Genomic DNA, 25,309 nt, shown 5'->3' on the forward strand with positions numbered 1-25,309 from the left:
ACGCGGTGTGCCTGTTCCCGCTGGGCGCGCTGGCGGCCGAACTGGCCAGCGGCGCGCTGGTGCGCCTGCAGGTCAACACCTCGGGCACGGAAGAGCGGGTGGGGCTGACGCTGCGCGCCGACATGGCGGCCACGCCAGCGCTGCAGCAGGTGATCAGCGCGGTTCGCCGGGTTGCGCAGGGCCATCGGCCGGCTGTCGCTTGACCGGGCGCGTAGGGTCGCACCCGAATCAAACCCGAAGTGCTATCATTTTAATAGCTGCCAGCACCCAATGGACAGGGCGCGAGCCCCGATTAAGCATACAGACCCTGGGAATTCGCACTGCCTGGCCGCTAACGCTGCTCTTTCGGTCGTGTTTCCCATGTTCATGGGACTGTTTTCAGGGGATATAAGGGGGGCGGCTGCAGCTTTGTCAGGGCAAACCCTTTATCATCGCGGCATGGCAATCCAAGTCGACACTCACGTCGGCTTTTTTCTTTCCCCTCATGGCCGACAGTGCACCCTCCCTCGTTGAATTCAAGCACGTGAGCTTTGCTTACCCGGGCTCCAAAGGGGATCGTGTGATCCTGAGCGATGTAACCCTGTCCGTACCACGCGGCAAGGTGACGGCGCTGATGGGTGCCTCGGGCGGCGGCAAAACCACGGTGTTGCGCCTGATCGGCGGCCAGCAGAAGGCGGCCAGCGGCGAGGTTTTGTTTGACGGCAAGGATGTGGGCGGTTTCAGCCAGAGCGCCCTGTATGCGGCGAGGCGCCGTATGGGCATGCTGTTCCAGTTCGGCGCCCTTTTCACCGATCTCAGTGTTTTTGACAATGTGGCATTTCCCCTGCGCGAACACACGTCACTCAGCGATGAACTGGTGCGCGACATCGTGCTGATGAAGCTTAACGCGGTCGGCCTGCGCGGTGCGCATGACCTGATGCCCAGCGAGGTGTCGGGTGGCATGGCCCGGCGCGTGGCGCTGGCTCGCGCGATGGTGCTGGACCCCGAACTCATCATGTACGACGAGCCTTTCGCCGGTCTGGATCCCATTTCGCTCGGGACGGCTGCCCAGTTGATACGCCAGCTCAATGACACGCTGGGCATCACCAGCATCGTGGTGTCGCACGACCTCGAAGAAACCTTCCGCATCGCCGACAAGGTCATCATCCTCGCCAACGGCGGCATTGCTGCACAGGGTACGCCTGACGAAGTGCGGCATTCGACCGATCCGCTGGTGCACCAGTTCGTCAACGCGCTGGCAGAAGGACCGGTCCAGTTTCATTACCCGGGACCAGACGTTGAGACGGATTTTGGAAACCCGGCTGTAAGGAAAACGGCCAATACAGCGACTAAGAGTAAAGGAAAATACTTTTGAGCCCTTACAGCCCTGTCCGCCTGCTCTCAAATCTGGGCTTTGTCACACGCAACCAACTGGCCGAGCTGGGCCATGCCGCCCGATTGATGTCGCGCCTGCTGGCGCTGACCGGGCCAACACTCGCTCGTTTTGGCCTGGTGCGAGACCAGATTTTCTTTTTGGGCAACTACTCGCTGGCCATCATTACAGTGTCCGGCCTGTTTGTTGGCTTTGTGCTCGGGCTCCAGAGTTATTACGCGTTGCAGCGTTACGGCTCCTCGGAAGCGATTGGTCTGCTGGTGGCCCTGACCCTGGTTCGCGAACTTGGCCCGGTCGTGACCGCACTGTTGTTTGCCGGGCGCGCCGGAACGGCATTGACGGCAGAAATAGGGCTGATGAAAGCCGGCGAGCAGTTGTCGGCCATGGAGATGATGGCGGTGGATCCGGTGCGCCGGCTCCTGGCGCCTCGTTTCTGGGGCGGCGTGATCGCGATGCCCTTGCTGGCGGCAGTGTTCAGCGCTGTTGGCATTCTGGGCGGCTGGGTGGTTGGCGTGTTGATGATTGGCATCGATGCCGGCGCCTTCTGGAGCCAGATGCAGTCCGGTGTGGATGTCTGGCGCGACGTCGGCAATGGCGTCGTCAAGAGTTTTGTATTTGGGGTGACTGTGACTTTTATTGCGCTTTACCAGGGGTTCGAGGCGCAAGCCACACCTGAAGGCGTTGCGCGGGCCACCACGCGCACCGTGGTGCTGGCCTCGCTCGCGGTGTTGGGGGTGGACTTCGTGCTGACAGCCTTGATGTTCAGCGTGTGATTTTCATCACCTCGGCAAACAGTCTTTCCAATGCGAAAATCCATCTCTTACCCAATGTCCGGCCTACGCTGCGGACGCTGCTCCCCAAGGAACCACCATGCAACGCTCCAAAAATGACCTGTGGGTTGGCCTGTTTGTGCTGACAGGCGCTGCAGCGGTTCTGTTTCTCGCCCTGAAGTCTGCCAATTTGTTGACCTTGAGCTTCGACAGCTCCTACCCGGTGGTGGCCATATTTGACAATATTGGTGGTTTAAAACCACGTGCTGCCGTCAAAAGCTCGGGCGTCATAGTGGGACGCGTCGAAAGTATTACGTTTGATGACAAATACTATCAAGCAAGTGTTAATCTGGCGATGGAAAGCCGGTACGTCTTTCCCAAGGACAGCTCACTGAAAATCCTCACCAGTGGCCTGTTGGGCGAGCAGTACATCGGCATTGTGGCGGGCGCTGACGAGAAAACTCTGGCGGCGGGAGACGTGGTCAAACAGACCCAGTCGGCCGTGGTGCTGGAAAACCTGATCAGCCAATTTTTGTACAGCAAGGCGGCGGACAGCGGTTCCAATTCGACGACTGCGGCGCCGGCAGGGAACCACGATAAAAAATGAAAACACGATCCACGATGAAATTTGCCGGTCTGTGGGCCGGTATGCTGGTCCTTGCCCTGCTGCAAGGCTGCGCGACCGGGCCCAACCCGCGCGATCCCTTTGAGCCGTTTAACCGCAGTGTGAGCCGCTTCAATGAGGGCCTGGACGAAGCCATCGTCAAACCGGTGGCGCAGGTCTACCAGGACGTGTTGCCATCGCCGGTGCGCACCGGTGTCAACAACTTCTTCAGCAATCTTTCTGATCCCTGGTCTTTCGTCAACAACATCCTGCAGGCCAAGCCGCAGGCGGCCGTTGACAGCCTGATGCGTTTCAGCGTCAATACACTCATGGGCTTCGGCGGCGTGCTGGACTGGGCCACCGAAATGGGTATCGAGCGGCACCACGAGGATTTTGGCAAGACCCTGGGCCGATGGGGTGTGGACGCTGGACCTTACCTGGTGCTGCCCGTGCTTGGCCCTTCGACCGTTCGTGACACGGCAGCGCTGGCGGTGGACGCCAAGGGTGACCTGGTGAGCCATGTGCACGATGTGTCCGCCCGCAACTCCCTGTATGTCTTGCGCGCGGTGGATCTGCGCGCCAGCCTGCTGCGCGCCAGCAAGGTGCTGGATCAGGCGGCGCTGGACAAATACAGCTTTACCCGTGATGCCTATTTGCAGCGGCGCGGAGTGGTGCTTGACACCAATGGAGGGGATGAGGAGCGGTATGACCTGCCTGAAAAAGTGCCTTCGGCCGCGCCGGCAAAGTAAAGAGTCTTTACAAGTCAGGCGCGCAACTTCACACGCCGGGCCGAACTAACGCAGGAAAAGCACTGTCCAATCAATTACTTGCTGCCTCATGCCCATGCGCCTGTTTGGGCGATCCAGCCGGTATTTGTTCTGACCTGAAAGATAAATCATGAACCGTCGAATTTTTAACCATGTTGTGGGCGTTTCCCTGTCCCTGGTCCTGCTGGCAGGCTTTGCACCGGCGCGGGCCTCCGAAGAAGCGCCCGATGCACTGATCAAGCGCACATCCACCGAGGTGCTCGATGCCATCAAGGCGGACAAGGCCATTCAGGGCGGCGATGTCAGCAAAATCATCACCTTGGTGGACGGCAAAGTCATGCCTAACGTGAACTTCACGCGCATGACAGCGGCTGCCGTCGGTCGCAACTGGCGTCAGGCCACGCCCGAGCAGCAAAAACGCCTGCAGGACGAATTCAAGACCCTGTTGGTACGCACCTACGCCGGGGCATTGGCCCAGGTGAAGGACCAGACTGTCAATGTCAAACCCTTGCGCGCCGCGCCCACCGATACCGAAGTCCAGGTGCGGACCGAAATCATCGGTCGCGGTGACCCCATCCAGCTGGATTACCGGATGGAAAAAACCCCGAGCGGCTGGAAAATTTATGACCTTAATGTGTTGGGTATCTGGCTGGTCGAGACCTATCGCACCCAGTTTGCGCAGGAGATCTCCGCCAAGGGGGTGGACGGCCTGATCGCTGCGCTGGCTGAGCGCAACAAGTCCAACAGCGGCAAGAAGTCCTGACCCTGTGGATGCCGTGCTGCCGATTCCCGCCCGCCTGACACATGACCTTGCAACGCCGGCGCTGTTGGCGTTGACCGGCATGCTGGCCCGCGAGACGGGCGCCAAGGTCGTGGCGGATGCCGGCGCGTTGGAAGAATTTGACTCTTCCGCGCTGGCTGTTTTGCTGGCCTGCCGCCGCCAGGCCCTGGCCGCTGGCAAGGCATTCTCAGTGCAGGATCTTCCTGATCGCCTGCGCCGGCTGTCCAGGCTGTACGGCGTGGAAACACTTCTCCCCGCCGCTTGATACACGGACCTCGTGCAGCCTGAAAACCCTTATCGCGCTGCAGCGGGGCCGGACAAGGGGATCAGCCCTTAAAATAGCCGGCTCATGCCAGCTATCTCATTTCAGTCCGTCTCCAAAAAATACCCAAGTACAAACAAGCAAAGCGGCCCGGGCGTCAAGGCGCTGGAAAATGTCAGCTTCGACATCCAGCCGGGCGAGTTTTTCGGCCTTTTAGGCCCCAACGGCGCCGGTAAAACGACCCTGATCAGCATTCTTGCGGGCTTGTCACGTGCCACCAGCGGCTCGGTCACCGTGCATGGCAGCGACGTGGTCAGCGACTATGCCGACGCGCGCCGCAAGCTGGGCGTGGTGCCGCAAGAGCTGGTGTTTGACCCGTTTTTCACGGTGCGCGAAGCGTTGCGTATCCAGTCGGGGTATTTCGGCGTAAAAAACAACGACGACTGGATTGACGAGCTGCTCTCCAGTCTGGGCCTGGCCGACAAGGCGCAGGCTAATATGCGGCAGCTGTCAGGCGGCATGAAGCGCCGCATGCTGGTCGCGCAGGCGCTGGTTCACAAACCCCAGGTCATCGTGCTGGACGAACCTACCGCCGGTGTGGATGTGGAGTTGCGCCAGACTCTCTGGCAATTTATTGCCAGGCTGAACAAGCAGGGCAGCACGGTGCTGCTGACGACCCATTACCTGGAAGAAGCCGAGGCACTGTGCAGCCGCATCGCCATGCTCAAGCAAGGCCGCGTGGTGGCTCTGGCCCGGACTTCCGAACTGCTCAGGGCCGCATCGTCGAACGTGCTGCGTTTCAAGATCGACAGCGAGCTCCCGAAAGCGCTGGCCGACAAGGCGCGCATCACCGGCCGTATCGTGCAACTGCCTGCGCACAATGCCAGCGAGATCGAGCACTACCTCAGCGCGATCCGCGAGGCCGGTCTGGTCGCTGAAGACGTCGAAATCCGGAAAGCCGACCTCGAAGACGTGTTTCTTGAAGTGATGGCCGAGAAAATTGGAGTAGCTGCATGAGCGCCGACAAGCGTTGTGCGAGACCCTGTGTGGAGGCTGTTTTTCCGCCGGGCCGCCCTAAGGAAAAATGCGCCCCCTTGGGGGGTAGCGTCGTACACGAAGTGACAAGCGTGGGGGCAATGGCAGCATGACAGGTTGGCAGACGCTTTTCTACAAAGAGGTTTTACGTTTCTGGAAGGTGGGTTTCCAGACCGTGGGCGCGCCCATCCTCACGGCTGTCATGTACATGCTGATCTTCGGCCATGTGCTGCAGGACCAGGTCAAGGTTTATGGCACCGTCGGCTACACGGCTTTTCTGGTGCCGGGCCTGGTCATGATGAGCGTGTTGCAAAACGCCTTTGCCAACAGTTCGTCCTCGCTGATCCAGAGCAAGATCATGGGCAGCCTGGTGTTTGTGCTGCTCACGCCGCTGTCCCACTGGGCCTGGTTTTGCGCCTATGTCGGGTCGTCCATTGTGCGTGGCCTGGCGGTGGGGCTGGGTGTGTTTGCAGTGACGGTTTATTTTGGGCGTCCGGGTTTTGTGGCGCCGTTGTGGATTGTGGTGTTTGCCCTGCTGGGTGCGGGTTTGCTCGGTGCGCTCGGGCTGATTGCGGGCCTGTGGTCGGAAAAGTTCGACCAGATGGCCGTTTTCCAGAACTTTGTCATCATGCCCATGACCTTTCTGAGCGGCGTGTTTTACTCCATTCATTCCCTGCCGCCGTTCTGGCAGACTGTCAGCCACCTGAACCCGTTTTTCTACATGATCGATGGATTTCGTTACGGGTTTTTCGGTGTCAGCGACGTCTCTCCCTGGTTGAGCCTGTCCATTGTGGGCACCGCTTTTCTGGTGGTCAGCTGCATCGCGGTGAATTTGCTGCGTATTGGTTACAAAATCAGAAGTTGATGCCCCCACGTTCACTCATTTCGTGTAATTCTCTGCCCCCCGAGGGGGCGCCGCGCCTGCGGCCTGGCAAAGCCAGTTCCGCGGCCCTGCTTGAAAACCATTGACCTTGGTGCCCTACAGATAACACTATGACCAGCGACGAACTGCAAACCCTCATTGGCGCCGGCCTGGCCTGCGACCATCTCGACGTGACTGGCGACGGCAGGCACTGGTACGCCACCGTGGTTTCCAGTGCCTTCGAGGGCCAGCGCCTGATCCAGCGCCATCAGCGCGTCTATGCCGCGCTGGGCGGGCGCATGCAGACCGACGAGGTACATGCCCTGTCGATGAAAACCTACACGCCGGCCGAATGGGCAAACAACAACGCAGCAGAATAAGAGCATGGACAAACTACTTATCCGGGGCGGCAGGCCATTGGCTGGCACTGTCGATATTTCAGGCGCAAAAAACGCCGCACTGCCGGAGTTGTGCGCCGCACTGCTGACCGCTGACACGGTGACGCTGGAAAACGTGCCGCGCCTGCAGGACGTGGCGACCATGCTCAAGCTGATCCGCAACATGGGTGTGACGGCCGAACGCAGCGAAAAAATGCCCAGCAGCGTCGTCATCAACGCCGGTGCGCTGAGTTCCCCGGAAGCGCCGTATGAGCTGGTCAAGACCATGCGCGCCTCGGTGCTGGCGCTGGGCCCCTTGCTGGCGCGTTTCGGCGAGGCGACGGTGTCGCTGCCCGGCGGTTGCGCCATCGGCTCGCGGCCGGTGGACCAGCACATCAAGGGCATGCAGGCCATGGGCGCAGACATCGTGGTCGAACACGGCTACATGATCGCCAAACTTCCGGCCGGACAAAAACGCCTCAAGGGTTGCAGCATCAGGACCGACATGGTCACCGTCACCGGCACCGAAAATTTCATGATGGCCGCGAGCTTGGCCGAGGGCGAAACCATTCTCGAAAACGCGGCGCAGGAGCCGGAGATCGGCGACCTGGCCGGGATGCTGATCAAGATGGGCGCGAAGATCGAAGGCCATGGCAGCCGCCGCATTCGCATCCAGGGCGTGGAGCGGCTGCACGGCTGCACCCACCAGGTGGTGGCCGACCGCATCGAGACCGGCACCTTTCTGTGCGCCGTGGCTGCGGCTGGGGGCGATGTGGTGCTGCGCCATGGCCGCGCTGACCATCTCGAAGCCGTGATCGACAAACTGCGTGATGCCGGCGCCGTGATCACCGCCGGTGACGGCTTCATTCGCGTACAGGCGCAGGGCCGCATGCAGGCGCAATCGTTTCGCACCACCGAATACCCCGGCTTCCCGACCGACATGCAGGCCCAGTTCATGGCGCTCAATGCGATTGCCGAAGGCGCGAGCAAGGTGACGGAGACGATTTTCGAAAACCGTTTCATGCATGTCAACGAGATGGTGCGTCTGGGCGCGAAAATCGAAATCGACGGCAAATTCGCTGTCATCGAAGGTGTTGAAAAACTCTCGGGCGCCACCGTGATGGCCACCGACCTGCGCGCTTCTGCCAGCCTGGTGATTGCCGGTCTGGTGGCCGAGGGCGACACCCTGATTGACCGCATTTACCACCTGGACCGCGGTTACGACCAGATGGAAGCCAAGCTGCGCGGCATCGGCGCGGACATCGAGAGGATTCGATGAGCCCCCACGCTCCTCACTTCGTGTGGTTCGCTGCCCCCCGAGGGGGCCACCCGCCTGCGGCCCGGCAAAGCCGGTTCCGCGGCTCGAACTGGAACTGGCAGTCCTCGTTGCGCGTTGCTTGCGTGCACAGCTATATTTTGAAAGCATCACTGTGATAACGCTTGCTTTGTCCAAGGGCCGGATCTTCGACGAAACTCTGCCGCTGCTAAAGGCGGCGGGTATCGAGGTGCTGGAAGATCCCGAAAAATCACGCAAGCTGATCATCGGCACCAACCGGCCCGACGTGCGCGTGGTGCTGGTTCGTGCCACCGACGTGCCGACCTACGTGCAGTACGGTGGCGCCGACATCGGCGTGACCGGCAAGGACACGCTGATCGAACACGGTGGCCAGGGCCTGTACCAGCCGCTGGACCTGCAGATTGCCAAATGCCGCATGAGTGTGGCGGTGCGTGACGGTTTTGATTACGAGGCTGCTGTCAAGCAGGGCTCGCGCTTGAAGGTGGCGACCAAGTTTGTCAGCATTGCACGCGATTTTTTCGCCACCAAGGGTGTACACGTGGATTTGATCAAGCTCTACGGCAGCATGGAACTGGCGCCGCTGACCGGCTTGGCCGACGCCATTGTTGATCTGGTCAGCAGCGGCAACACCCTCAAGGCCAACCACCTGGTCGAGGTCGAACGCATCATGGACATCAGCTCGCACCTGGTCGTCAACCAGGTCGCGCTCAAGCTCAAGCAGGCTCCGCTGCGCGACATCATCGACGCCTTTGCCAGCGCCGTTGGCAAACCCATCGCCTGAAAAATGCTATGAAATTAATAGCTACTCCCGCCCGCCTGTCAACAGCTGACGCTGCATTTGATGTTCAACTCAAGGCGCGGCTGCACTGGTCGGCGCAAGCCGACCAGGCCATCGAACAGGTCGTCGCCGCCATCCTGGCCGATGTGCAGCTGCGCGGTGACGCCGCCGTGCTGGAATACACCCGCCGCTTCGACCATCTCGATGTGAATTCATTGCATGCGCTTGAACTCACGCAGGCCGAACTCAAGGGGGCTTTCGACATGATTCCGGCCGTCCAGCGTGATGCGCTGCAGGCTGCGGCTGCCCGGGTGCGCAGCTACCACGAGGCCCAGAAGAAGGCCAGCGGTGAAAGCTGGCAGTACCGCGACGAAGACGGCACGCTGCTGGGCCAGAAGGTCACGCCGCTGGACCGCGTCGGTATTTATGTGCCTGGCGGCAAGGCGGCCTATCCTTCGTCGGTGCTGATGAACGCGATTCCCGCCCATGTGGCCGGCGTCGGCGAAATAATCATGGTGGTGCCAACGCCAAAAGGCGAAAAAAATGCGTTGGTCCTGGCGGCCGCCCATGTCGCCGGCGTCACGCGCGCCTTCACGATCGGCGGCGCGCAGGCGGTTGCGGCGCTGGCTTACGGAACGGCCACCATCCCTGCCGTGGACAAGATCACCGGCCCCGGCAACGCCTATGTCGCCAGCGCCAAGAAGCATGTGTTCGGTACGGTGGGCATAGACATGATTGCCGGGCCTTCTGAAATCCTGGTCCTGGCCGATGGCAGCACGCCAGTCGACTGGGTGGCCATGGACCTTTTCAGCCAGGCCGAACACGACGAACTCGCGCAAAGCATCCTGCTGTGTCCCGACGCGGCTTACATTGACGCGGTGCAGGCCGCCATCAACCGGCTGCTGCCGGACATGCCGCGCGCGGAGATCATCGCCAAGTCCCTCAACGACCGCGGCGCATTGATTCTTACCCGCAGCATGGAAGAAGCCTGCGCCATCAGCAACCGCATTGCGCCGGAACACCTGGAGGTCTCCAGCGCCCAACCCCATCGGTGGGAGCCGCTGCTCAAACATGCCGGCGCGATCTTCCTGGGCGCGTACACCAGCGAGTCCCTGGGCGACTACTGCGCCGGACCCAACCACGTGTTGCCGACCAGCGGGACGGCGCGCTTTTCCAGTCCACTCGGCGTGTACGATTTCCAGAAACGCAGCAGCCTGATCGAAGTCAGCGAAGCCGGCGCCCAGACCCTGGGCAAGATTGCCGCCGCACTGGCTTATGGTGAGGGCCTCCAGGCACATGCCCAGGCGGCTGAAATGAGAATGAAAAAATGAGCGCAAGCGAACGGGTCAACCTCAAGAAACTGATCAGACAAGACGTGCAGTCCATGCATGCCTACGCCATTCAGGATTCGGCTGGCATGGTCAAGCTCGACGCGATGGAGAACCCACACCGGTTGCCAGCGGCGATGCAGGCGCATCTGGGCCAGCGCCTGGGCGCGCTGGCGCTCAACCGCTACCCGGACGGACGCGTCAATGACTTGCGCAAGGCCTTGGCCGATCACGCCGGCATGCCCGAAGGCTTTGACATCATGCTGGGCAACGGTTCGGACGAGTTGATCTCGCTGCTGGCCATGGCCTGCGACGTGGAAGGCGGCTCGATACTGGCGCCGCTGCCGGGTTTTGTGATGTATGCGATGAGCGCGCAGTTGCAGGGCCTCAAATTCATCGGTGTGCCGCTGACTGCCGACTTCGAGCTTGATGAAGCTGCCATGCTGGCGGCGATTGCAGAGCATCAGCCGTCCATCATCTACATTGCCTACCCGAACAACCCGACCTCCAACCTGTGGGATGACGCCGTGATCGACAAAATCATCGCTGTGGCGCCGGGGCTGGTGGTGATGGATGAGGCTTACCAGCCTTTTGCCAGCCGCAGCTACATCACCCGTATGGCCAAAGAACCCGGGCGTTACGGCCACGTGCTGCTGATGCGCACCCTGAGCAAGTTCGGCCTGGCCGGCGTGCGGCTGGGTTACATGATGGGTCCTGCAGCGCTGATCGCCGAAATCGACAAGGTACGCCCGCCCTACAACATCAGCGTGCTCAACTACGAATGCGCGCTGTTTGCGCTGGAGCACGCCGATGTCTTCGCCGAACAGGCGCGGGACATCCGCGCCCAGCGCGGCGTGCTGATTGATGCGCTGCATGCCCTGCCGGGCGTCAAAACCTGGAAAAGCGATGCCAACATGGTGCTCGTGCGGGTCGCCGATGCCCAGAAAACCTTTGAAGGCATGCGCTCGCGCGGCGTGCTGGTCAAAAACGTTTCTAAAATGCACCCATTGCTTGCCCATTGTTTGCGCCTGACCGTTGGCACCGCCGACGAGAACGCACAGATGCTGGCGGCGCTCAAACAATCCCTATGACCACCTCCACTCCAGCCGCCGCCCTGGCGCCATCCGCCCCGAGAACTGCCGAGATCTCGCGCAACACGGCTGAGACCAAAATCACCGTCAAGCTCAACCTGGACGGCACCGGGCAGTCGCGTCTTTCCACTGGTATTGGTTTTTTCGACCACATGCTCGACCAGATTGCGCGCCATGGCCTGATTGACCTGGACATCCAGGCCGACGGCGACCTGCACATCGACGGCCACCATACCGTCGAAGACGTCGGCATCACCTTTGGCCAAGCGGTCGCCCAGGCCGTTGGCGACAAAAAAGGCCTGCGCCGTTATGGCCACGCCTATGTGCCGCTGGACGAGGCGCTGTCGCGCGTGGTCATCGATTTTTCGGGCCGTCCCGGTCTGGAGATGCATGTGCCCTTCAAGAGCGGCATGATTGGCGGCTTCGACAGCCAGCTGGCCTATGAGTTTTTTCAGGGCTTTGCCAACCACGCGTTTGTCACCCTGCACATTGACAACCTCAAGGGTGAAAACGCGCACCACCAGGCCGAAACCGTGTTCAAGGCCTTTGCCCGCGCCCTGCGCATGGCGTTGGAGATCGACCCGCGCGCCGCTGGCGTGATCCCATCGACCAAGGGTTCGCTGTAAGGCTATCCTTGATGTTTTCTGGAATTAATTCACCCCCTAGCCCTTTGGTGACGGGCGTAAGTAGCTATGAATTTCGTAGCGCCTCCTTGTGGGCCACACGCTGATGACCGCAGCCAGAACCGTTGCGGTGGTGGACTACGGCATGGGCAATCTGCGCTCGGTGTCGCAGGCGGTGCAACATGTGGCGCGTGGCAGCGGTGTCGAGGTCATCGTCACTTCGCGGGCCGAAGACGTGATGAATGCGCAGCGCGTGGTTCTGCCGGGCCAGGGTGCGATTGCCGACTGCATGCGCGAGCTGGCGGACTCCGGCATGCTGGCGTCGGTACTGCACGCCGCCGCCAACAAGCCTTTGTTCGGCGTCTGTGTCGGCATGCAGATGCTGCTCACACACAGTGACGAAGGCCAGCCCGGGGATGGCGGCGCCGGCACTGCAGGGCTCAACCTGATCCCTGGCGAGGTCCACAAGTTCGATCTGGCCGGGCGCACCCAGCCCGACGGCAGCCGCTTCAAGGTGCCGCAAATGGGCTGGAACCATGTTTGCCAGGCGCAGCCCACCCACCCTGTATGGGCCGGCGTGCCCGACGGGGCTTACTTCTATTTTGTGCACAGCTTTTATGCGCAGCCGTCGGATGCGCGCCACACTGCGGGTTTTGCCGACTATGGCGCGCGCTTTACGGCGGCGCTGGCACGCGATAATATTTTCGCGACCCAATTCCACCCCGAAAAAAGCGCAGACCACGGCCTGGCCCTCTACCGCAACTTCCTGCACTGGAACCCCTGAAGCCCCGACGCTGGCAGCCGCACGCCCTTTTTTTACCCTCCCGCCGCTTTTTCCTTCCCATCCACTGCTTTGCCAACCTGCCCATGCTACTCATCCCCGCGATTGACTTGAAAGACGGCCATTGTGTGCGCCTCAAACAGGGCGACATGGACCAGTCCACCATCTTCAGCGAAGACCCAGCGGCCATGGCGCGCAGCTGGGTCGACAAGGGCGCGCGTCGCCTGCATCTGGTGGACCTGAATGGAGCGTTTGCAGGCAAGCCTAAAAACGAGGCTGCCATCCGGAAAATCCTGGCCGAGGTCGGCAGCGAGATCGATGTGCAGCTCGGTGGCGGCATCCGCGACCTGGACACCATCGAGCGTTACCTCGACTCCGGCCTGCGCTACGTGATCATCGGCACGGCCGCGGTGAAAAACCCCGGCTTTCTGCAGGACGCCTGCACTGCTTTCGGCGGCCACATCATCGTCGGCCTCGATGCCAAGGACGGCAAGGTTGCCACTGACGGCTGGAGCAAGATGACCGGCCACGAAGTGATCGACCTCGGCAAGAAGTTCCAGGACTACGGCGTGGAAGGCATCATTTACACCGACATCGGCCGCGACGGCATGCTCACCGGCATCAACATCGAGGCCACTGTCAAGCTGGCACAGGCGCTGACCATTCCCGTGATTGCCTCCGGCGGGCTGTCGAACATGGCCGACATCGAGGCGCTGTGTGCGGTGGAAGACGAAGGCGTGGAAGGCGTGATCTGCGGCCGTTCGATTTACAGCGGTGATCTCGATTTCGCTGCGGCGCAGGCCCGCGCCGACGAGCTGAACGGATGACTAAAACTGCCGCGAATAGCACCTCTTCACACCCGCCGGGGCCGCAGAACCGGCTTCGCCGGGCCGCAGGCGCAGCGGCCCCTCTTCCAGTGAAAGGGGCAGAGAGCTGCCGCAGGCTCGCAGTGAGCGAACGTGGCGGCGCATGTTAGCGAAAAGAATCATTCCATGCCTTGATGTGACGGGCGGCCGCGTGGTCAAGGGTGTCAATTTTGTCGAGCTGCGCGACGCCGGGGACCCAGTCGAGATCGCTGCGCGTTACAACGAGCAGGGCGCCGACGAACTGACCTTTCTGGACATCACCGCCACCAGTGACGGCCGCGACCTGATCCTGCATATCATCGAGGCCGTAGCGTCACAGGTTTTCATTCCGCTGACGGTCGGCGGCGGCGTGCGCACGGTGGACGACGTACGCCGCCTGCTCAATGCTGGTGCTGACAAGACCAGCTTCAACTCGGCCGCGCTGGCCAACCCGCAGGTGATCGCAGACGCCTCGGCCAAATACGGCGCGCAGTGCATCGTGGTCGCCATCGACGCCAAGCGCCGCTCCGAAGAAGAGGCACTGACCCGCGGGCCAGGCTGGGATGTCTACAGCCACGGCGGCCGCAAAAACACGGGGCTGGATGCCGTGGCCTGGGCCACTGAAATGGCGCAGCGCGGCGCCGGCGAAATCCTGCTGACCAGCATGGACCGCGACGGCACCAAGGCCGGCTTTGACCTTGCGCTGACCCGCGCCGTCAGCGACGCCGTCAGCGTGCCGGTGATCGCCTCCGGCGGTGTCGGTAACCTGGACCACCTGGCCGACGGCATCCAGATCGGCGGCGCCGATGCGGTGCTGGCCGCCAGCATCTTCCATTACGGCGAATACACGGTGCAGCAAGCCAAGGCCCACATGGCCGCGCGCGGCATCCCGGTACGCACGTAGTTTCAAGTCTTTTAGGCCCGGAGCCCATAGCTGACGTACGCAGGCAGCTATGAGTTTGATAGTAACCACGCAGGTTCGAGGGACTGTCTCCCCTTTCAGCCGGGGCCGCGGGTCCGGCTTCGCCGGCCCGCAGGCGCAGCGCCCCCTCGGGGGGCAGAGAGCTACGCGCAGCGAGCGAACGTGGGGGCGATAATACGTCCATGAAATGGTTAGACGACATCCAATGGGACGACAAGGGCCTGATCCCGGTGATTGCCCAGGAAGCGTCCAGCGGCGACGTGTTGATGTTTGCCTGGATGAACCGCGAGGCGCTGCAGAAAACCGCCGAGCTTGGCCAGGCGGTGTATTACAGCCGCTCGCGCGGACGCCTATGGCACAAGGGTGAGGAATCCGGTCATCTGCAAACCGTGCACGAGATCCGCATGGACTGCGACAACGACGTGATCCTCTTGAGAGTCACCCAGCTCGGTCACGAACCGGGAATTGCATGCCACACAGGCCGCCACAGCTGCTTTTTCAGCCTTTACAGGGACGGTCAATGGGTGGTGACCGAGCCGGTGTTGAAAGACCCCTCCAATATCTACAAATAAGACCATGACTTCCAACGACTCCCTGCAGCGCCTCGCGCACATCATTGAAAGCCGCAAGCCGGCGCGTGGCGGAGACCCTGAGTCCAGTTATGTGGCCCGCTTGCTGCACCGGGGTCCCGATGCGTTCCTGAAAAAAATCGGTGAGGAAGCCACCGAAACAGTGATGGCCGCCAAAGACCTGGACCATGGCGGTGACCCCGCCAAACTGGTCGGCGAAGTGGCCGATTTGTGGTTTCACAGCCTGATCGCCCTGGCGCATTACGGTTTGAGTCCGGCCGATGTGATTGCCGAGCTCGAGCGCCGCGAGGGTACCAGCGGCATTGAGGAGAAAGCCCTGCGCAAGGCCCAGGCCCGCGAAGCCGGCGAAAAATAACGAAACCCTTCAGACGAGAGGAAACACCGATGAGCGAAACCAACCTGGCCGAATTCGACAGCAAAAGCCCCAACGACCGCGTCGTCATGCATGTGCTGTACGGACTGCACACGCTGGCCTGGTTCAGCGGTGGCGTCTTCGCGGTGATCGCGCTGATCGTCAACTATGTGCGCCGCAGCGAGGAGTCCGATGCCTTGTACATTGACCACCACAATTACATGATCCAGACCTTCTGGTGGACCCTGATGTGGCTGGTGCTGCTGTCGCCGCTCTGGTTGCTGTTCGTGCTACCCGGGATGATTGCCTATGGCATCGTGTGGCTCTGGTATCTGTACCGCTGCATACGCGGTTGGCTGCGTTTCAACAGCCAGCGTCCCGCCACCACCCCTGCCGACCTTTGACCTGCGTCCCATTCGCCACGCCCATGACCCTGCACAGCCCTTTTCACGACGACAACTGCATTTTCTGCAAAATCGCAGCCGGCAAAATCCCCAGCCGCAAGGTGTACGAAGACGACGACATCTTTGTTTTTGACGACATCAACCCGTGGGCGCCGGTGCATTTTTTGATGATCCCGAAAGCGCATATCCCGTCGATGGCTCAGGTCGGCTCGGAACACGCGGCCCTGCTGGGCCGGATGATGACGCTGGCTCCGAAACTGGCCCTCGAAAAAGGCTGCAAACCCTACCCGGAAGGGGGGTATCGCATCGTCACCAACACGGGCGCCGAAGGCGGGCAGGAAGTGCACCACCTGCACATCCATGTGATGGGCGGCCCACGGCCCTGGTTGAAGGGTTAGCCCCCACGCTCCGCCGCTGCGCGGGTCGCTGCCTCCCGAGGGGGCGCTGCGCCTGCGGGCCGGCAAAGCCGGATCCGCGACCCCGGTCGAGTTAAAGAGCCCCACGTTCGTTGGAAGGGTAAATCCCCACTTGCGGCTCTGGCATCGCGCACCAGATGAAGCTCTGCGGTCAATGCAGGGCTATTCGGGCGCAGCCGGGCGCAAGGCCTTTAGAATGGCTGGAACCTTCTGCAACATTGCAATTAAAGATTAGGAGAGAAACATGGGCTCATTTTCCATTTGGCACTGGCTGATTGTGTTGTTGATTGTGGTGATGGTGTTCGGCACCAAAAAGCTCAAAAACATGGGCGGCGACCTCGGCGGCGCTGTCAAGGGCTTCAAGGACGGCATGAAGGAGGGTGGCCAGACCGACGACGAAAAGGCCGCGGCCGCCGGACAGGTCACGCATGCTCAAAATGCCGACAAAACCACGATCGACGTGGAAGCCAAGCAAAAGTCCTGAGGATGTTCGCCCGCACGCTCTTCGCTTCGCGTAACACGCTGCTCCCCGGGGGGGCTGTTGCGCCTTGGGGCGGCCCGGCGGCGCAACGCTCTTCGCACTTGCCGCTTCATTTGTCGGCGTTCCGATGATCGATATCGGCTTGTCCAAGATCGCGTTGATAGGCGCGGTGGCGCTGATCGTGATCGGCCCTGAAAAGCTGCCGCGTGTCGCCCGCATCATCGGCACCCTGATGGGCAAGGCGCAGCGGTATGTGGCCGACGTCAAGCAGGAGGTCAGCCGCTCCATGGAGCTGGACGAGCTCAAGAAGATGAAAGATTCGATGGAAGGAGCCGCGCGCGATGTCGAAAATTCCATCCAGACCAACGCCAGCGACTTTGAAAAATCCTGGGCTGAAACCACTGGCACGGCGTCCAGCGAGGACTTGCCGGGCATGATCAGCTTCCCCGAATACAAACACCCGAAGAAAAACTGGCGCCTTAAAACCGGCGCTACGCCGCAGTGGTACAAGGCCCGCTCCGGCGTGCGGACCAGGGCCCTGTCGGGCGCGGCCCGTGTGGCGCGTTTTCGCCCCCGCCCCAGCGCGTCATCCAGCCGCAATGGCTGATTTTTCCCTTCACCGGTATTTTCCAGCGCACCCCGTCGCGCCTTTCGTCCAGCGCAAATTCCTTCCATGAGCGATACCAACACCGACAAGCCCGACGAACTCGCGGGCACCGAGCAGCCTTTTGTGCAGCATCTGATGGAGCTGCGCGACCGGATGATACGGGTGGTGATCGCCATTGCCATCGCCGCTGGCATTCTGGCTATCTGGCCAGGGCCGGCGCTGCTGTTTGACCTGCTGGCCGCGCCGCTGGTCGCCACCTTGCCCAAGGGTGCCTCGCTGATCGCTACCTCGGTGATTTCGCCGTTTCTGGTGCCGCTGAAGATTCTGCTGATGGCGGCCTTTATGCTGGCGCTGCCGGTGGTGCTGTATCAGGTGTGGGCCTTTGTCGCCCCCGGGCTGTACACGCACGAGAAAAAACTCGTGATGCCGCTGGTGGTGTCCAGCACGCTGCTGTTTTTTGTGGGCGTGGCTTTTTGCTACTTCTTTGTTTTTGGCCAGGTGTTTAAATTCATCCAGAGTTTCGCGCCCAAATCGATCGTTGCCGCCCCTGATATCGAGGCCTACCTGGGTTTTGTGCTGAGCATGTTTCTGGCATTCGGCATGGCGTTTGAGGTGCCGATTGCTGTGATCGTGCTGGCCCGCATGAACATTGTCAGCATCGAAAAACTCAAGGCGTTCCGCGGCTATTTCATCGTGCTGGCGTTTGTGATCGCCGCCATCGTCACGCCACCGGACGTGGTGTCGCAGCTTGCACTGGCGATTCCGATGTGCCTGCTCTATGAGGTCGGCATCTGGTCGGCCCAGCTGTTCATCAGGCACACCAAGGCGCCTGAAGACGGCGAAGCCGCCAAATCCTGAGGAAGAAGTGCCTGCAGCCCAAGACTGGCGTGTGCAAGCAGCTATCAAATAGAGAGCAAATTGGCGGCTAGCGCCGCACCTGCTGCCGCTGGCGGGTGCCGGGGACCACGGCGATTTCGGCCTTTTTGTCCTTGCGAAGTACGCCCAGCGGCGCGGGCACCCCCGGCTTGAGGGCCGCCACAGCGGTCAGCAGTTCGGACACTGTGCCCACCGGCTTGCCGCTCACGTCAAGAATCACATCGCCTGGCACGATGCCGGCCCGCGCCGCTGGACCGTTTTGCAGCACGCCGGTGATGATCACGCCGCCGCCGCCGGCCAGGGCGCCGGGCTTGATGCCGAAAGTCTCGGCCAGTTCCGGGCTCAGATCCTGTGGCTCCACGCCTATCCAGCCGCGCGTGACCTGGCCGTCTTTCACGATGCTTTCAAGTACCTGCTTGCCGGTGGAAACCGGAATGGCAAACCCGATGCCCATGGAGCCGCCCGAGCGGGAATAAATCGCGGTGTTGATGCCCAGCAGCCGGCCTTGGGTGTCGACCAGCGCGCCGCCCGAGTTGCCGGGGTTGATCGCGGCATCGGTCTGGATGAAGTTCTCGAAGGTGTTGATGCCGAGCTGGTTGCGACCCAGTGCGCTGACGATGCCGCTGGTGACGGTCTGGCCGACGCCGAAGGGGTTGCCGATGGCCAGCACCGGGTCGCCCACCTGTGCGGTGTCCGAGCTGCCCAGCACGATGACGGGCAGCTTGTCGAGCTCGATTTTCAATATGGCCAAGTCGGTTTCGGGGTCGGTGCCTATGACCTTGGCCTTGGCCTTGCGGGTGTCGTTGAGAATCACCTCGATGTCATCGGCGCCTTCGATAACATGGTTGTTGGTCAGGATGTAGCCGTTCGGGCTGACGATCACCCCGCTGCCCAGTCCGACCTGGGGCTCGCTGAGCCCGCCCTGGTCGCCAAAGAAAAACTTGAACCAGGGGTCTTCCATGTTGGGGTGGCGCGCCGCCGCCTTGCTGGTGTTGATGCTGACCACGGCGGCCGAAGCAGCCTTGGCCGCCGCGGCAAAGCTGCCGGCTGCGGCGGCGTTGCCGGGGCCGCTGCCGGCTGGCGCTTCAATCACCGCCAACACACCGCCCAGGCCTGGCCGTTGCAGCCACTGGGGCTGGAGCGTGGCCACCACAAAAAAGGCGGCCAGCAGCACCGTGACGGTTTGGGAAAACAAAAGCCAGGATTTGCGCATGGTGGGTCCAGGAAGAAGGGTGGCCGTGGTGCCCGGGGGTCGGGCCTGAAAGCGATTGCAATAGCCGCAATTTTCGCCCAAATTGCTTGCCTTGCCTTGCCTTGCCTTGCCTTGCCTTGCCGCAGCCCGGACCGGCCGGAAGGGCCATAATTTGTGGGTACGGCTGGCAACGCAGCGGCACCGTATCCGGCCCTTCCTACAATGCAAGACCAACCCAAGGAGCTGCCATGAAAGCCTCGAGCGTCCTCGCCACCATCGGCAACACGCCGCATATCCGCATCAACCGATTGTTCGGCGCGGCCTGCGAGACCCACCAGATCTACGTCAAGTCCGAGCGCAGCAACCCTGGCGGCTCGATCAAGGACCGGATTGCACTGAGCATGGTCGAGGCCGCCGAGCAGGCAGGCATGCTCAAACCCGGCGGCACCATCATCGAGCCTACCTCGGGCAACACCGGCGTCGGCCTGGCCATGGTGGCTGCGGTCAAGGGTTACAAGCTGGTGCTGGTGATGCCCGACAGCATGAGCATCGAGCGGCGCCGCCTGATGCTCGCTTACGGCGCCAGCTTCGAGCTGACCCCGCGCGAAAAAGGCATGAACGGCGCCATCGCGCATGCCCGGGAGCTGGTCGCGAAAATGCCGGGCGCCTGGATGCCGCAGCAGTTCGACAACCCGGCCAATATCGAGGCCCATGTTCGCACCACTGCGCAGGAAATCCTGGCCGATTTTCCGCAGGGTGTGGACGTGCTGATCACCGGTGTCGGCACCGGCGGCCACCTGAGCGGCGTGGCGCAGGTGCTCAAGGCTCAATTTCCAGCGACCAGGGTGTATGCGGTGGAGCCGAGCGCCTCGCCCGTGATCAGTGGTGGCAAGCCTTCGCCACACCCGATCCAGGGCATAGGCGCAGGCTTTATCCCGGCCAACCTGATCACCGGCTTGCTTGACGGCGTGATCCAGGTCGAAGGCGACGCCGCCAAGGATTACGCGCGCCGCTGCGCTGCGCAGGAAGGCCTGCTGGTCGGCATCTCGTCGGGCGCGACGCTGGCTGCAATTGCGCAGAAACTGCCTGAGATTGCCGCAGGCAGCACGGTGCTGGGCTTCAACTACGACACCGGTGAGCGCTACCTGTCGGTCGAAGGCTTCCTGCCTTGAATATGGCCCCCATGCTTCTCGCTTCGCGTCGTGCGCCGCCCCCCGAGGGGGCGCTTTCCACCTTGGAGCGGCCCGGCGGTGAAACTGTTGCACCCACGCTTCCCACTGCGTGTGCTGCGCTGCACCTTGCAGGCCGCCGCTCGCCAGAGGCTTCGCTTCTGGCACCTGTCCAAACCTGCTCAAGCAGGTTCGGAGCCGCAAGCGCCAGCCCCGAGGTCGCCGCTGCGCCTGCGGGCCGGCGGAGCCTGACCCGCGGCCCTGGCTTGACAGGAGAGCAGGCTCGCACGCTCGCCACAGTGAGTGGTTCGCCTCGGCCACGTCAGGCGGTGTGCCGTGCTCTCGGCTAAAGCTGCGATTGCGCCGCGGGCGCTGCTGCTGACGGCTTTCGACCAGTTGCTGGAGCCCGAGCGCTTCAAGGACTACGGCCCGAACGGCTTGCAGGTTGAGGGCAAGGCCGAGGTGCGAAAAATCGTCTCGGGCGTGACTGCCAGTCTGGCGCTGATCGAAGCCGCCGTCGCGGCGCAGGCCGACGCGATTTTTGTGCACCACGGCCTGTTCTGGCGCGGCCAGGACGGCCGCGTCACCGGCTGGATGAAGCAGCGCCTGAGGCTGCTGCTGGCGCACGATATCAATCTCTATGCCTACCACTTGCCGCTGGACGCGCATCCCGAACTGGGCAACAACGCGCAGCTTGGCATGCGGCTCGGGCTCAAGGCGGATCGTTGGTTCGGCGAGAACCAGCTGGGCTTTCTGGGCAGCCGCAGCGGTGCCGAAGATGGCTTTGACAGCGCCGAGCAGCTCGCTGCCCACATCAAAAATGCATTAAATCGCCCTGTAGCCCTTGTCGGACCTGCACAGTCAGCTGTCAAAAACATAGCATGGTGCACCGGCGGCGCGCAGGGTTATTTCGAGGACGCGATTGCCGCAGGCGCTGACGCTTTCATCACCGGCGAGATCTCGGAGCCGCAGGCGCACTACGCGCGGGAGATGGGCGTGGCCTTCATTGCCTGCGGCCACCACGCGTCCGAGCGTTATGGTGCGCCTGCCGTGGCTGCGCATGTGGCCGCGCAGTTCGGACTGGCGCACGAGTTCATCGACATCGACAACCCGGCTTAGAGGTGGATCAGGTCGCGGTCCGGCGCTGGCGTGCCGATTGCAGCGCCCGTGCGGGGTGGGAGCGCGCGGTGCGCATCGCGTGCCAGCTGGCGCCCAACTCGGCGTTTTCCACTGGCACGGCCTGTCGGCTGATCTCGTCCAGCAACGCTGCTCGCGAGCGCATGGCGCGTGCTGCCGTTGCCACGCTCTGCACCTCGTGGAGCAACTGGGCGACGTCCTTGGCCGCGCCCGCCAGATGCACCAGACCCACGCCGATGTCGGCGCTGACTTTGAGACGCTCGCCACTGAGGGAGGTCACCTCCAGTGGCTTGCGCAGGCTGGACGCCACACGCAACCCCAGGGTACGTATCCAGCGCGGCGAATGCAGGGTCTCGATCAGCACCACAAAACAGTGGTCGTAATAACGCCCGGCCGGGTTGACGACGCCGGTGTGGCGCTGCATCCGTTTGGCCAGCTGGTTGTAGATATCGTTGAGTCCATGATGGCCGATCTGGGCCAGCCGCCGCTCGGGCTCGAACACCTGCACTGCCATCAACGCGCCGTCGCGCTGGGTACGCGCCTGGCGACGCTGTGCCCGGATGATTTTTTTGACCATCACCACGCTGCTGTGCAGCTGCGTCACGGGGTCACGCCGCGAGCGCGTGTGATGACTGATCTGCCGGCTGTGGTGATTGCGCAGCCACAAGAGACCGGCGATCAGGGGCATGCTCAGCAAGCCCAGCAAGCCCAGCAAGCCCAGCAAGCCCAGCAAGCCCAGCAAGCCCAGCAAGCCCAGCAAGCCCAGCAAGCCCAGCAAGCCCAGCAGGGCCACACCCGCCTGAACGGGGGTGGACAGCGGGCCGAAACCCAGCGCCAGCCGGTAAAGGCCCAGTTGCAAAGGCAGTGTCAACACACTGGCGGTGGCCAGCCCCCAGGCCATCCGGTCGCCGTGCTGGGCCGCACGCACGGTCAGCCACAGCATCACACACACACTCACGACGGTCAGTGCGCCCGACGCGGGCAGTTGCAGCGCGGGCGGCGGCAGCAGGCACAGCGGCCCGCCAGCCAGGCACAGCCAGGTCGTGCCGCGAAAGCTGATGTCGGTCAGGCGGTCGCGACTGCTTGACGCCAGCCAGTGTCTGCCGCCGTAAAAGCCCATTCCGCTGCGCAAGGGCCCGATCAGCACCTGGGCGACGTGTACCCATGGCGCAGCGGCCGGTGGCAGCATCGCTGCCGGCAAGCCGCTGAGCAGGGTGAAAAAGAGCCAGTAGAGGCCGAGATAAACCAGACTTTGCAGGCTGGCGCGGCTGCGGCTGTACGCGGCCTCCGCAGCGGCCAGCAACACCACCAGGCCCATGGAGCCGGCGGCGGCGCTCCAGATGATGATTTCGGCATCGGTCATGGCGTTGCAGGCAGGTTGGCAGCCTGCGCCCGTCTATGCGCGAAAATACCGACAGAATGCATGTTCCTGCTTCCTTCCCATCCGGCTGCCTGCGGTCTGCGGATGCCCGGGTATGCGGGCTGCGGACAGGTTGGCGTTGAAACCATTACGGGCCGTTCAGATGGCCGAGGGAAGTCATGAAATACACCAAGGCCCGAACGGTCGAAAAGAGGAGTTTTCCATGGTGATGCCCCGCCCGCTGGCCATCACCATGGGCGACCCCGCAGGCATTGGCCCCGAGATCATTGCCAAGGCTTTCCGTGATGCGCCGGCCGTGCTGGCCGGTTGCGTGGTGGTGGGGGATGTCGCGACTCTGCGCCGGGCCGCCCGCCTGATCGCCGGCACTGACGCGCTGGTGCTGCCGCTCGCGCAACTGGACAAGGTCGCCGATTGGCAGGCGGCGCCGCCGCGTTGCATTCCCGTGCTGCAAACATGTGAGCTTCCGGCCCTTGCGGCTTTTGGGCAGGTCAGCGCGCTGGCCGGCAAGGCGGCGGCGGACTGCATTGTCTGGGCGGCCCGCGCGGCCCTGTCCGGCGAGATCGCAGCCATGGTGACCGCGCCCATCCACAAGGAGGCACTGGCGCTGGCGGGCGCGGGGTTCGCGCGTTTTCCGGGGCACACGGAACTGCTTCAGGCCGAAGCGGCGGCCTATGCGGGCAAGGCCGTAGCCGACATGCCGGTGCGCATGATGCTGGCCAACGACGAACTCAAGACCGTGCTGGTCAGCATCCATCTGTCGCTGCGTGATGCGATCAGCTCAGTGACCTTCGACAACGTGCTCCAGACCCTGCAGATTGCCCACGCGTCGGTGCGAGGGGTCGCCGGCGGCGCGCCGCGCATCGGGGTGGCCGGGCTGAATCCGCATGCGGGCGAGGGCGGCCTGTTTGGCCGGGAAGAAATCGACACCATTGCACCCGCCATTGCCGCCGCTCGCGCGCAGGGCCTCAACGTGAGCGGCCCCTTCGCGCCGGACACCGTGTTCATGCGGGCCCGGGCCAAGAGCGGGCACGCCGGCGAGTTCGACGTGGTGGTGGCGATGTACCACGACCAGGGGCTGATTCCGGTCAAGTACCTCGGTGTCGAGCAGGGCGTCAACGTCACCCTGGGCTTGCCGATGGTGCGTACCAGCCCGGATCACGGCACGGCTTTTGACATCGCAGGCAAGGGCTCGGCAGATGCATCCAGCCTGATCGCGGCCATCCGCATGGCGCGCCAACTATCTGCCTGAATCACCTTCAGCTGGTTTCTATGAGGGAAATAGGCCCACCACCCCTGTCTGGCGGGCGCAAGCAGCTATCAAATACGTAGTAAGCGCCATGACTTCGCAAGCGGGAGCCGCCTATCTGGCTTTGCCAGTTGGCAGGCGCCGTCCCCTGTAGGGGAGAGGCCCGCTACACGAAGTGAGCGAGCCACAGGGGGGTGTTTATTTCCTCAGGCTGTCGCGAATCTCGCGCAGCAACAACACGTCTTCAGGCGTGACTATCGGTGCCTGCCGCGCCGCAGGGGTTTCCTTCTTGAGCCGGTTGATCTGCTTGATCATTAGAAAGATGATGAAGGCCAGGATCGCGAAATTAACCGCCACCGTGATGAAGTTGCCATAGGCAAACACGGGGACGCCGGCTTTTTTCAGTGCGTCCAGGGTCATGGCGGTTTCCGGCGGCACACTGCCCAGCACGATAAAAAAGTTTGAAAAATCCAGCTTGCCGATCACCGCGCCAACCAGCGGCAGAATCAGGTCGCTGACCACGGAGTCGACAATTTTTGCAAAAGCCGCGCCGATGATCACAGCGACGGCCAGATCGATCACATTGCCCTTGACGGCAAATTCCTTGAATTCCTTCATCATTCCCATGGCGTGCTCCTTGGTGTTGCCTGACCGGTACCCGCTGCCTGTGTGCGGACGCAAGGCCGGATTATGGTTGCGGTCGGCGCATTCGTGCAGGCCTGGCACCCAGTTTCCCGGCGCTTGCGTGCGCTATGCCGCAGTCGGGCCGTCGGACCGGACCTAACTCGCTTGAAAGGGCGCGTCGCGCTCCGTTACAATCCCGGGTTGACCCCAATACGCCCTTTTTCAAGTTTTTCAAGCCTGTTCTTGTAGGACACCCATGACCGAAGCAAGCCTCAAGGCGCCGCTGAGCGCGCCCATCGATAAAGATAAAAGAAACTGGATCATCACCACTTGCGCCGT

General features: G+C 62.3%; 30 protein-coding genes and 1 pseudogene. 28 read left to right on the top strand and 3 right to left on the bottom strand.

Annotated features, from left to right (window positions below):
• From ACESMT_RS20040 to tatC, 25 genes and pseudogenes are all read left to right on the top strand, one after another.
• A pseudogene (locus tag ACESMT_RS20040) lies at positions 1 to 203 on the top strand (pca operon transcription factor PcaQ); the annotation flags it as partial.
• A 281-nt stretch (positions 204 to 484) separates the two neighbouring features.
• A complete protein-coding gene (locus ACESMT_RS20045; protein WP_372828358.1) occupies positions 485 to 1,354 on the top strand; it encodes an ABC transporter ATP-binding protein in 870 nt (289 codons plus the stop codon).
• Entirely contained in the window at positions 1,351 to 2,145 is a 795-nt protein-coding gene (gene mlaE, locus ACESMT_RS20050; protein WP_372828359.1) for a lipid asymmetry maintenance ABC transporter permease subunit MlaE, read from the top strand. Before ACESMT_RS20045 ends, mlaE begins: the two co-directional genes overlap by 4 nt.
• Positions 2,146 to 2,242: 97 nt before the next feature.
• A complete protein-coding gene (gene mlaD / locus ACESMT_RS20055; protein WP_372828360.1) occupies positions 2,243 to 2,749 on the top strand; it encodes an outer membrane lipid asymmetry maintenance protein MlaD in 507 nt (168 codons plus the stop codon).
• A complete protein-coding gene (locus tag ACESMT_RS20060) occupies positions 2,746 to 3,495 on the top strand; it encodes a VacJ family lipoprotein (RefSeq protein WP_372828361.1) in 750 nt (249 codons plus the stop codon). Before mlaD ends, ACESMT_RS20060 begins: the two co-directional genes overlap by 4 nt.
• A gap of 148 nt (positions 3,496 to 3,643) precedes the next feature.
• Entirely contained in the window at positions 3,644 to 4,276 is a 633-nt protein-coding gene (locus ACESMT_RS20065) for a phospholipid-binding protein MlaC (protein WP_372828362.1), read from the top strand.
• A 13-nt stretch (positions 4,277 to 4,289) separates the two neighbouring features.
• On the top strand, positions 4,290 to 4,559 hold the full coding sequence (locus tag ACESMT_RS20070; protein ID WP_372828386.1) for a lipid asymmetry maintenance protein MlaB: 270 nt from the start codon (positions 4,290 to 4,292) through the stop codon (positions 4,557 to 4,559).
• A gap of 84 nt (positions 4,560 to 4,643) precedes the next feature.
• Positions 4,644 to 5,573 (top strand): ABC transporter ATP-binding protein, encoded by a 930-nt coding sequence (locus ACESMT_RS20075; protein ID WP_372828363.1) that lies wholly within the window; start codon positions 4,644 to 4,646, stop codon positions 5,571 to 5,573.
• 127 nt (positions 5,574 to 5,700) lie between these two features.
• On the top strand, positions 5,701 to 6,456 hold the full coding sequence (locus tag ACESMT_RS20080; RefSeq protein WP_372828364.1) for an ABC transporter permease: 756 nt from the start codon (positions 5,701 to 5,703) through the stop codon (positions 6,454 to 6,456).
• Between the two features lie 128 nt (positions 6,457 to 6,584).
• On the top strand, positions 6,585 to 6,833 hold the full coding sequence (locus ACESMT_RS20085; RefSeq protein ID WP_372828365.1) for a BolA family protein: 249 nt from the start codon (positions 6,585 to 6,587) through the stop codon (positions 6,831 to 6,833).
• A gap of 4 nt (positions 6,834 to 6,837) precedes the next feature.
• Complete coding sequence (gene murA / locus ACESMT_RS20090; RefSeq protein ID WP_372828366.1) at positions 6,838 to 8,109, top strand: UDP-N-acetylglucosamine 1-carboxyvinyltransferase; 1,272 nt, start codon at positions 6,838 to 6,840, stop codon at positions 8,107 to 8,109.
• A 151-nt stretch (positions 8,110 to 8,260) separates the two neighbouring features.
• Positions 8,261 to 8,908 carry an ATP phosphoribosyltransferase gene (hisG, locus tag ACESMT_RS20095; protein ID WP_372828367.1) on the top strand — a complete coding sequence of 216 codons (648 nt, stop codon included), beginning with the start codon at positions 8,261 to 8,263 and terminating at the stop codon, positions 8,906 to 8,908.
• 8 nt (positions 8,909 to 8,916) lie between these two features.
• Positions 8,917 to 10,236 carry a histidinol dehydrogenase gene (gene hisD / locus ACESMT_RS20100; RefSeq protein ID WP_372828368.1) on the top strand — a complete coding sequence of 440 codons (1,320 nt, stop codon included), beginning with the start codon at positions 8,917 to 8,919 and terminating at the stop codon, positions 10,234 to 10,236.
• Positions 10,233 to 11,324 carry a histidinol-phosphate transaminase gene (gene hisC / locus ACESMT_RS20105; protein WP_372828369.1) on the top strand — a complete coding sequence of 364 codons (1,092 nt, stop codon included), beginning with the start codon at positions 10,233 to 10,235 and terminating at the stop codon, positions 11,322 to 11,324. The genes hisD and hisC overlap by 4 nt, the downstream gene beginning before the upstream one ends.
• Positions 11,321 to 11,950 (top strand): imidazoleglycerol-phosphate dehydratase HisB, encoded by a 630-nt coding sequence (hisB, locus tag ACESMT_RS20110; RefSeq protein WP_372828370.1) that lies wholly within the window; start codon positions 11,321 to 11,323, stop codon positions 11,948 to 11,950. Before hisC ends, hisB begins: the two co-directional genes overlap by 4 nt.
• Positions 11,951 to 12,053: 103 nt before the next feature.
• Positions 12,054 to 12,731: an imidazole glycerol phosphate synthase subunit HisH gene (gene hisH / locus ACESMT_RS20115; RefSeq protein WP_372828371.1), complete on the top strand. Its 678-nt coding sequence runs from the start codon at positions 12,054 to 12,056 to the stop codon at positions 12,729 to 12,731.
• 83 nt (positions 12,732 to 12,814) lie between these two features.
• Positions 12,815 to 13,555, top strand: a complete 741-nt coding sequence (gene hisA, locus ACESMT_RS20120; protein ID WP_372828372.1) for a 1-(5-phosphoribosyl)-5-[(5-phosphoribosylamino)methylideneamino]imidazole-4-carboxamide isomerase — start codon at positions 12,815 to 12,817, stop codon at positions 13,553 to 13,555.
• Positions 13,556 to 13,697: 142 nt separating this feature from the next.
• Positions 13,698 to 14,477: an imidazole glycerol phosphate synthase subunit HisF gene (hisF, locus tag ACESMT_RS20125; RefSeq protein WP_372828373.1), complete on the top strand. Its 780-nt coding sequence runs from the start codon at positions 13,698 to 13,700 to the stop codon at positions 14,475 to 14,477.
• Between the two features lie 200 nt (positions 14,478 to 14,677).
• Complete coding sequence (gene hisI / locus ACESMT_RS20130) at positions 14,678 to 15,067, top strand: phosphoribosyl-AMP cyclohydrolase (protein WP_372828374.1); 390 nt, start codon at positions 14,678 to 14,680, stop codon at positions 15,065 to 15,067.
• A gap of 4 nt (positions 15,068 to 15,071) precedes the next feature.
• On the top strand, positions 15,072 to 15,440 hold the full coding sequence (locus ACESMT_RS20135) for a phosphoribosyl-ATP diphosphatase (RefSeq protein WP_372828375.1): 369 nt from the start codon (positions 15,072 to 15,074) through the stop codon (positions 15,438 to 15,440).
• Positions 15,441 to 15,469: 29 nt separating this feature from the next.
• The gene (locus ACESMT_RS20140; RefSeq protein ID WP_372828376.1) at positions 15,470 to 15,841 is read left to right on the top strand and encodes a DUF4870 family protein; all 372 of its coding nucleotides are present in this window, start codon (positions 15,470 to 15,472) and stop codon (positions 15,839 to 15,841) included.
• Between the two features lie 23 nt (positions 15,842 to 15,864).
• On the top strand, positions 15,865 to 16,239 hold the full coding sequence (locus tag ACESMT_RS20145) for a histidine triad nucleotide-binding protein (RefSeq protein ID WP_372828377.1): 375 nt from the start codon (positions 15,865 to 15,867) through the stop codon (positions 16,237 to 16,239).
• 262 nt (positions 16,240 to 16,501) lie between these two features.
• On the top strand, positions 16,502 to 16,741 hold the full coding sequence (gene tatA, locus ACESMT_RS20150; protein ID WP_372828378.1) for a Sec-independent protein translocase subunit TatA: 240 nt from the start codon (positions 16,502 to 16,504) through the stop codon (positions 16,739 to 16,741).
• Positions 16,742 to 16,865: 124 nt separating this feature from the next.
• Positions 16,866 to 17,345: a Sec-independent protein translocase protein TatB gene (tatB, locus tag ACESMT_RS20155; protein ID WP_372828379.1), complete on the top strand. Its 480-nt coding sequence runs from the start codon at positions 16,866 to 16,868 to the stop codon at positions 17,343 to 17,345.
• A gap of 66 nt (positions 17,346 to 17,411) precedes the next feature.
• Positions 17,412 to 18,203, top strand: a complete 792-nt coding sequence (gene tatC / locus ACESMT_RS20160) for a twin-arginine translocase subunit TatC (RefSeq protein WP_372828380.1) — start codon at positions 17,412 to 17,414, stop codon at positions 18,201 to 18,203.
• A gap of 67 nt (positions 18,204 to 18,270) precedes the next feature.
• Here the strand turns inward: tatC and ACESMT_RS20165 are convergent, their stop codons facing one another.
• Complete coding sequence (locus tag ACESMT_RS20165; protein WP_372828381.1) at positions 18,271 to 19,434, bottom strand: S1C family serine protease; 1,164 nt, start codon at positions 19,432 to 19,434, stop codon at positions 18,271 to 18,273.
• 227 nt (positions 19,435 to 19,661) lie between these two features.
• Between ACESMT_RS20165 and cysK the strand changes: the two genes are divergently transcribed.
• The gene (gene cysK, locus ACESMT_RS20170; RefSeq protein WP_372828382.1) at positions 19,662 to 20,585 is read left to right on the top strand and encodes a cysteine synthase A; all 924 of its coding nucleotides are present in this window, start codon (positions 19,662 to 19,664) and stop codon (positions 20,583 to 20,585) included.
• 333 nt (positions 20,586 to 20,918) lie between these two features.
• Complete coding sequence (locus tag ACESMT_RS20175; protein WP_372828383.1) at positions 20,919 to 21,701, top strand: Nif3-like dinuclear metal center hexameric protein; 783 nt, start codon at positions 20,919 to 20,921, stop codon at positions 21,699 to 21,701.
• A gap of 7 nt (positions 21,702 to 21,708) precedes the next feature.
• Here ACESMT_RS20175 and ACESMT_RS20180 read toward each other — a convergent pair whose 3' ends face one another.
• Positions 21,709 to 23,082, bottom strand: coding sequence for a diguanylate cyclase domain-containing protein (locus ACESMT_RS20180; protein ID WP_372828384.1), 1,374 nt, complete (start codon positions 23,080 to 23,082; stop codon positions 21,709 to 21,711).
• Positions 23,083 to 23,308: 226 nt separating this feature from the next.
• Between ACESMT_RS20180 and pdxA the strand changes: the two genes are divergently transcribed.
• Entirely contained in the window at positions 23,309 to 24,349 is a 1,041-nt protein-coding gene (pdxA, locus tag ACESMT_RS20185) for a 4-hydroxythreonine-4-phosphate dehydrogenase PdxA (protein WP_372828387.1), read from the top strand.
• Positions 24,350 to 24,544: 195 nt separating this feature from the next.
• Here the strand turns inward: pdxA and mscL are convergent, their stop codons facing one another.
• Positions 24,545 to 24,973 (bottom strand): large conductance mechanosensitive channel protein MscL, encoded by a 429-nt coding sequence (gene mscL, locus ACESMT_RS20190; RefSeq protein ID WP_372828385.1) that lies wholly within the window; start codon positions 24,971 to 24,973, stop codon positions 24,545 to 24,547.
• Positions 24,974 to 25,309: the final 336 nt, after the last annotated feature.

Origin of the sequence: Polaromonas sp. (genome assembly GCF_041689105.1) — a bacterium.
In the GTDB taxonomy this organism is placed as follows: Bacteria; Pseudomonadota; Gammaproteobacteria; order Burkholderiales; family Burkholderiaceae_C; genus Polaromonas.

Coding starts and splice junctions, on each gene's coding strand:
- ACESMT_RS20165 (WP_372828381.1), bottom strand. CDS start 19,434: ATGCGCAAATCCTGGCTTTTGTTTTCCCAAACCGTCACGGTGCTGCTG.
- tatC (WP_372828380.1), top strand. CDS start 17,412: ATGAGCGATACCAACACCGACAAGCCCGACGAACTCGCGGGCACCGAG.
- hisB (WP_372828370.1), top strand. CDS start 11,321: ATGACCACCTCCACTCCAGCCGCCGCCCTGGCGCCATCCGCCCCGAGA.
- ACESMT_RS20060 (WP_372828361.1), top strand. CDS start 2,746: ATGAAAACACGATCCACGATGAAATTTGCCGGTCTGTGGGCCGGTATG.
- tatA (WP_372828378.1), top strand. CDS start 16,502: ATGGGCTCATTTTCCATTTGGCACTGGCTGATTGTGTTGTTGATTGTG.
- mlaD (WP_372828360.1), top strand. CDS start 2,243: ATGCAACGCTCCAAAAATGACCTGTGGGTTGGCCTGTTTGTGCTGACA.
- hisH (WP_372828371.1), top strand. CDS start 12,054: ATGACCGCAGCCAGAACCGTTGCGGTGGTGGACTACGGCATGGGCAAT.
- ACESMT_RS20045 (WP_372828358.1), top strand. CDS start 485: ATGGCCGACAGTGCACCCTCCCTCGTTGAATTCAAGCACGTGAGCTTT.
- murA (WP_372828366.1), top strand. CDS start 6,838: ATGGACAAACTACTTATCCGGGGCGGCAGGCCATTGGCTGGCACTGTC.
- hisI (WP_372828374.1), top strand. CDS start 14,678: ATGAAATGGTTAGACGACATCCAATGGGACGACAAGGGCCTGATCCCG.
- hisA (WP_372828372.1), top strand. CDS start 12,815: ATGCTACTCATCCCCGCGATTGACTTGAAAGACGGCCATTGTGTGCGC.
- ACESMT_RS20075 (WP_372828363.1), top strand. CDS start 4,644: ATGCCAGCTATCTCATTTCAGTCCGTCTCCAAAAAATACCCAAGTACA.
- ACESMT_RS20135 (WP_372828375.1), top strand. CDS start 15,072: ATGACTTCCAACGACTCCCTGCAGCGCCTCGCGCACATCATTGAAAGC.
- ACESMT_RS20080 (WP_372828364.1), top strand. CDS start 5,701: ATGACAGGTTGGCAGACGCTTTTCTACAAAGAGGTTTTACGTTTCTGG.
- hisF (WP_372828373.1), top strand. CDS start 13,698: ATGTTAGCGAAAAGAATCATTCCATGCCTTGATGTGACGGGCGGCCGC.
- ACESMT_RS20180 (WP_372828384.1), bottom strand. CDS start 23,082: ATGACCGATGCCGAAATCATCATCTGGAGCGCCGCCGCCGGCTCCATG.
- cysK (WP_372828382.1), top strand. CDS start 19,662: ATGAAAGCCTCGAGCGTCCTCGCCACCATCGGCAACACGCCGCATATC.
- ACESMT_RS20065 (WP_372828362.1), top strand. CDS start 3,644: ATGAACCGTCGAATTTTTAACCATGTTGTGGGCGTTTCCCTGTCCCTG.
- ACESMT_RS20140 (WP_372828376.1), top strand. CDS start 15,470: ATGAGCGAAACCAACCTGGCCGAATTCGACAGCAAAAGCCCCAACGAC.
- hisC (WP_372828369.1), top strand. CDS start 10,233: ATGAGCGCAAGCGAACGGGTCAACCTCAAGAAACTGATCAGACAAGAC.
- pdxA (WP_372828387.1), top strand. CDS start 23,309: ATGCCCCGCCCGCTGGCCATCACCATGGGCGACCCCGCAGGCATTGGC.
- tatB (WP_372828379.1), top strand. CDS start 16,866: ATGATCGATATCGGCTTGTCCAAGATCGCGTTGATAGGCGCGGTGGCG.
- hisD (WP_372828368.1), top strand. CDS start 8,917: ATGAAATTAATAGCTACTCCCGCCCGCCTGTCAACAGCTGACGCTGCA.
- ACESMT_RS20085 (WP_372828365.1), top strand. CDS start 6,585: ATGACCAGCGACGAACTGCAAACCCTCATTGGCGCCGGCCTGGCCTGC.
- ACESMT_RS20145 (WP_372828377.1), top strand. CDS start 15,865: ATGACCCTGCACAGCCCTTTTCACGACGACAACTGCATTTTCTGCAAA.
- mscL (WP_372828385.1), bottom strand. CDS start 24,973: ATGGGAATGATGAAGGAATTCAAGGAATTTGCCGTCAAGGGCAATGTG.